The sequence below is a fragment of the Cyanobacteriota bacterium genome (assembly GCA_025054735.1).
Classification (GTDB): Bacteria; Cyanobacteriota; Cyanobacteriia; order SKYG9; family SKYG9; genus SKYG9.
Map to the genome: position 1 here is coordinate 1 of JANWZG010000241.1, position 6083 is coordinate 6083.

Annotated in this window: 4 protein-coding genes; all 4 read right to left on the reverse strand. The window is 50.2% G+C overall.

Going from position 1 to position 6083, the window contains the following annotated elements:
• Positions 1 to 223: 223 nt before the first annotated feature.
• On the reverse strand, positions 224 to 3427 hold the full coding sequence (gene ppc / locus NZ772_12075; GenBank protein MCS6814285.1) for a phosphoenolpyruvate carboxylase: 3204 nt from the start codon (positions 3425 to 3427) through the stop codon (positions 224 to 226).
• 393 nt (positions 3428 to 3820) lie between these two features.
• On the reverse strand, positions 3821 to 4942 hold the full coding sequence (locus NZ772_12080) for a glycosyltransferase family 1 protein (GenBank protein ID MCS6814286.1): 1122 nt from the start codon (positions 4940 to 4942) through the stop codon (positions 3821 to 3823).
• A 30-nt stretch (positions 4943 to 4972) separates the two neighbouring features.
• A complete protein-coding gene (locus tag NZ772_12085) occupies positions 4973 to 5269 on the reverse strand; it encodes a hypothetical protein (GenBank protein ID MCS6814287.1) in 297 nt (98 codons plus the stop codon).
• A gap of 3 nt (positions 5270 to 5272) precedes the next feature.
• Positions 5273 to 6083, reverse strand: an 811-nt coding sequence (locus tag NZ772_12090) for an NAD-dependent epimerase/dehydratase family protein (GenBank protein MCS6814288.1), incomplete at its 5' end; no start/stop codon positions are given.

Here is a 6083-nt window from a genome sequence, read left to right on the forward strand (position 1 = left end):
TGGGTTAAGGGAAGGGAGGTTAGTCACCAACGAGGCGTGCAGTCCTGCGATTGTGCGCTCAGCTAGCTCTGGGGACATGATGGCACCCCCCAGAGCCTGGAATCACCAGTTTGGTTACAGGCATCACTAGACATGGTTAAAACATGGTTACCACTATTCTGGATCGTACTTCAGCATAGCCTACCCCTATGCCAATCACTCACCGGAATCAGACTACTCTGCATTAACCAGTATTGCGCATTCCAGCAGCAATGCCGTTGATGGTCAGTTGAGCACCACGGAGCAACTCACTCTTGCTATAGCGAGATTGCAGAATGGCGGTGCTAGAACTGCTGTAATGTTGACGAAGACGCTTTAGCAACGAGACTTGCAAGAAGCCTAGGGGAACGATCGTGCCATTGCGGAGTTGCACTGATCGCTGTAGTTCAGGGTCACCGTCTAGCAAGCGCTCATAGCCAGTAATCTGGAGTACAAGCTGTCGAGTCAGGTAATACTCGCTGGCAATCTGGTCAAACAACCGCTCAAAGCGCTCTCGATCTTCTGGCTTTGACAACTCTGACACATAGTGGTGGGCGATCTGTAGGTCTACTTTCGAGAGGGTCATTTCACACTTAGAAATTACCATCTTGAAGAAGGGCCATTTGTAGTAGAAATAGCGCAGTAATTTCAGGTGCTCTTCAGGCGCTTGATCTAAAAAATCACGTAGGGCAGTGCCCACGCCATACCAAGACGGTAACAACACGCGGGTCTGAGTCCAACTAAATACCCAAGGGATAGCCCGCAAGCTACCTAGGTCTTTTTTACCACCCCGACGAGAGGGACGGGAACTAATCTGGAGCTGACTAATTTCCTCGATCGGTGTCACCTGATGGAAGTAGTCGATGAAATCAGGTTGCTCATAAATCAGGGCGCGATAGTGGCTGCGAGAGCGATTTGCTAACTCCTCCATAATTTCTCGCCACTCTTGGATGTCATCAAAACTCGTGCGCAGTAGGCTGGTCTGAATAACGGCTGTGGTTACTGTTTCCAGGTTATACAGTGCTAATTCCGACAGAGAATACTTGGAAGCTAACACCTCTCCCTGCTCTGTGATCTTAATGCGTCCATTTACACTACGACCGGGCTGCGCCAAGATTGCCTCATAGGCAGGGCCACCGCCTCGGCCTACAGAGCCGCCCCGTCCGTGGAAAATCCGTAGTTCTAAACCATAGGACTCAGCCAACTGCTGCAACGCCTGTTGCGCCTTGTGGATTTCCCAATTGCTGCTGAGGAAGCCAGAGTCTTTGTTGCTGTCAGAATAACCCAACATGATTTCTTGCAGGTTGGGAGTAAACAGCGAGGATTTCCTGAGTACAGACGCTGATGCACTGGTCTGATCACCGCCTGCCAGATAGGTGCGATACAACGGCAAATCAAACAGTTGCTTCATCACTGTAGGAGCTTTTTTCAGGTCTTCTACGGTTTCAAACAGCGGCACCACGTTCAGCGTACCGACTCCAGTAGCCGGGTCATACATACCCGCTTCCTTAGCTAGCAGCAGTACTTCTAGCAGGTCGCTGGCATCGTGACTCATGCTAATGATGTAGGTCTGGCAGATATCCATTCCAAATTCTTGCTGAAGCTGGCGCACCATGCGGAAGGTGTCAATTGTCTCCTGGGTGCGGGCAGAGAAAACCGGCTCGGATGGAATCAACGGACGGCGAGTTTTGAGTTCTTGGGTTAGCCAAGCTACCCGATCGGCCTCTGGCATGTCAGTATAGGCACAGGGTAACAGTTGCAAGTAGTCGGCAATTTCTGCGATCGCCTCAGAATGGCGCGAACTCTCTTGCCGAATATCCAGATGGGCCAAATTGAAGCCATAAATTTCAACTTGACAAATCAACTGTTCCAACTCGCGGCAACTGAGACCAGTTGCTTCCAAATTACGCTGAATCAATTGCAACTCGGCTAAGAACTCATCTCCAGAGCAATAGATGTTTTGCGGGGCAGTTGCCTGTAGCTCTCTGGGAATTTTGTACGGCACATACACGGCTGATGGGGTCAGCGATGTGCCTGATGCTGCATCGGCGGCATCCTGCTGTAACCGCAAATTGCGCAGACGAGTATTTTCAATCCGCTGCTGAATGTAGGCCAGTTTCAGTCGATAGGGTTCTTGGCGATAGCGAATAGCTAGCTTGTCATAGACCTCTGGCATTTTGCTCTGGTCTTGCTCTAGTGACTCCAGCAGGTCGGGCAGTACGTCACTCCAATGCAACGACAAGCTGAGTAAACTCGTGAGCCGTCGCAGAGACTGAGCATATTTCTCTAGAACAACATTACGCTGATAGCAAGCTGTTTGCCAGGTAACTTGGGGAGTGACGGAGGGGTTGCCATCGCGATCAGAGCCAACCCAAGAGCCAAACTTACAGAAATTGTAGCGCGGGGGACGAAGCCGTGGAAATGTGGCGTTTAAGGCCCGCTTAATGCGCTGATAAAGCTGGGGGATGGCATCAAACAATACCTCTTGAAAATAGTGCAGAGTGTAGTCTACTTCATCCAGTACGGTAGGCTTGAACTGGTGTAGCTCATCAGTGCGCCACCAAAGGCGAATTTCTTCTCGCAGGCGATCGTACAGCTCCTCTGCTTCCCAGGAATCTTTACCCAGGTAGCCCATTCGGTCTTCAATTTGGTCAAGCTGAGTCAGAATACGAGCGATGCGGCGCTGTTTATCCCGAATGGTATGGCGCACAATTTCTGTGGGATGGGCTGTGAATACCAACCGGATATCCAAATTGTCCATCAGCTTTTGAATATGTTGTGGGGGAACATTCAGTCGCTTCAACCGAGGAAATAGAGAGCGGAATGTTGCCAACTCGCGAGAGGACACATCTGGCTCAGTTATGCTTCTCTCTAGCCAATTGGCGTGAAGACTAGCCGCACCGCCATCAGCGCTCCACTCGTTAGAGCGATCGTTATAGTCATGAGCTGCCAATGCATTGTTCACAGCTTGATATTGCTGCCGTTGCCCACGCTGTTCATAGTGCTGCTCCACAATATTAATCAGTTGAAAGTAGAGAGCAAAGGCACGAGTAGCATGAATCGCCTGAGTCAGGTCTAGGTTTTCCACCACCTGCAAGGCAGAGGAACCCGCAGCGTTTTCTGCCTGTCCTTCAGGAGAGCACATGGCCAGCAATTCCTTTAACAAATTAACCAATTCTTGCCCACAATCCTGAAGTAAGACATACTCCCAAAGGTCTTCCATCAGTTTCAAGTGCTTGCGCAATAGGTATGAAGTACCTTGTTGCAACAGCAAGTCTGACGCAGTGTTGATGCCAGCTAAGTTGCTAGCAGACTCCAAGCGTGCATCAGCAGATTTTTCGTCGGCAGTGACAGATATACCTTGGTAATTGGTGGTAGCACCGTCTGAAATAGGAGGAAGCGAACTCATGGGTATGGGTCATCCAGGGAGAATACTCAACAATTCTAGGGGCTAAACCCAAATTTTGGTATGTCCAAGTTTTACAAAACCTGGTTTCTTGGGATAAGCAAGGGTGATAGCTGTAGCAATGCCTCTGCGCCTGTTCACACCATAAAGCACCTAAAACTCTACGGGGAAACGGTTTCTAGCGTAATTGCAGTATCAAAATCAATAACACTAGAACAGATGGCCTGGCAAGAACTCTCAGCATCAGTTAGTAAACAGTAATCGGTATTCAGATTCTTTAATGATTGCTGGTTTCTTAGTGATTACTGGGTTTACTTCACATTATCTCGATTCAACTCATGAGTCTCAATAGGGGGCTATAGCCCTCGAAGGGGAGTTTTGGCTGAGACCTGTAAGTCATGACTTGTGGTGAGCAGTAACGTACTGATAGTATTGCTGGAGTTGGCGAGTAGCGGCTGACCATCCCCAGCGCTCTGCTTCAGCGCGGGCGTTACGGCGCAAAGTTTCTCGCTCATCTTGATGGCGGAGTAGGCGCTGTGTGGCTAAAATCGCCCCCTGCTCATCGGCGGGATCAAACAAGTAACCATTGACCCCATCCTCTACAATGTCTGGAATGCCACCTGATCGGGCAGCGACCACAGGGCAGCCAGCCGCCATGGCTTCGAGTAACACAAGTCCTAGGGTTTCAGTCCGGGAGGGAAAGATAAAGGCATCGGCAGACGCATAGGCTGAGGCTAGTTCTTGGCCCTTGAGATAGCCAACGAAGTGAGTAGGTGTGCCTGCAAAGTGGTGCTCAAGTTCTTGACGATGGGGGCCATCACCAACTAGCGCTAGTCGTGCGTTGGGAATTGCTGCTAAGACGGGTTTGATGCGATCGATCTCCTTTTCAGCCCCTAGGCGGCCCACATATAGTAGCAATGGCGCTTCTGGATGTCCTTGGCTGAGACGATCGCGCATCTCCTTAGAGGCCAAACTTGGTTGAAACAGCTCAGTATCTACTCCCCGTTGCCACAATTCAACCCGTTCAATGCCATGGCTGGACAATTCCTTCACCATAGCGGTAGAGGTACAGAGGTTGAGGGCAGCCTGATTATGGCCTAACCGCAGCAGTGCCCATAGTAGCCCTTCTAGGTTACCTAGGCCATAGTGATGTAGATACTGGGGCAGATGGGTGTGGTAAGAAGCAATTAGGGGGATGTTATAGAGTTTGCTGTAAAAAATCCCTGCTAGTCCTAGTACTGCTGGGTTGACCACATGGATAATATCGGGCTGAAACGCCTCTAAAGCAGCGCCGATCGCTGGGCGGGGAATAGACAGCTTTAGTTCAGGATAGAGGGGCAAGGGAAATCCAGGAACACCATGAATAATTGCCCCCTTGTATTCCTTCAGACCACCCTCTGGTGAGAAGATTAAGACTTGATCACCAAGGCGCTGCAAATGGTCAACCGTATGACGAAGGCGGGTGACAATGCCATCTACTTTGGGTAAGAAAGTTTCGGTAAAGAGAGCAATGCGCATAACGGTTGAGTTCCTGTGGTCTGAACAAGATCAACGGGATGGCTTGGGTAAGGTACAAAAACCATGCAGCCCGATCGCTACGATTGTCCACCCCAGCAGCATACCAACACCCTCTGCAAAGCAATTAATCCGGTGACGCTGTTCAGCCGCGCCTACAACTTCTAATGCCATCAAGGTAGTCGTCGACAATGCCACTAGTTGTTGGCAGCAAGCAGCGCTAGGGGTAAGTGCTGCCCAATCAGGAAACAAGAAGTAAGCGCTAATGGCACTAGCGGCCATGCCAGGAAGAACAACCAGCAGCAACACGCTCCACCGTTGCCTCTCCATAGACTAACGCCGCCATGTTACCTTGGGCAGAATTTCATTCTGGTCAACTCGGTGCTTGTACTTGATGGCAAAGTTCATTAACGAGTCGAGCAGAGAATCCGATAGGAAGTGAGGCTGCAAACCTAGATTTAGCAGGTTGGTGTTCTTGGCGTTGAAATAGTGTTCTTCGCGCTCAATTCGGGGATTTTCTAGATGATTGATGTCTACCTTCAGGCCTAGTGCCTTACCTGCCTTCTGCACCATGGTGGCAAGATCGCCAACGCTAAACTGTTCGGTAAACTGGTTAAACACACGGAATTCACCAGGTGCGGCTGGAGTAGCGATCGCTAACTCTACGCAGCGCACCGTATCTCGAATATCCAAGAAGCCTCGGGTTTGACCACCTTTACCATAGACAGTCAGGGGATGACCAATCGCCGCTTGAATGCAGAAGCGGTTCAGGGCAGTGCCAAATACACCATCATAATCCAACCGGTTGATGAGCAACTCGTCCATGCCAGTTTCTTCTGTGAGCACACCATACACCACACCTTGGTTCAAGTCGGTGGCTCGCAAACCCCAGATTCGACAGGCAAAGTGAATGTTGTGGGAGTCATGCACTTTGCTGAGGTGGTACATGGATCCAGGTTGCTTAGGATAAGGCAAGGTATCTTTGCGCCCGTTGTGTTCAATGGTGATATATCCCTCCTCAATATCGATATTGGGGGTACCATACTCGCCCATCGTGCCCAGTTTCACCAGATGGCAGTCGGGAAACTCTTCCTTCATGGCATAGAGCAAATTCAGCGTGCCCACAACGTTATTGACTTGGGTC

What these genes read in the sequence shown, in the direction of transcription:
- ppc (MCS6814285.1), bottom strand. Translation starts at nt 3,427, where the DNA reads ATGAGTTCGCTTCCTCCTATTTCAGACGGTGCTACCACCAATTACCAA.
- NZ772_12080 (MCS6814286.1), bottom strand. Translation starts at nt 4,942, where the DNA reads ATGCGCATTGCTCTCTTTACCGAAACTTTCTTACCCAAAGTAGATGGC.
- NZ772_12085 (MCS6814287.1), bottom strand. Translation starts at nt 5,269, where the DNA reads ATGGAGAGGCAACGGTGGAGCGTGTTGCTGCTGGTTGTTCTTCCTGGC.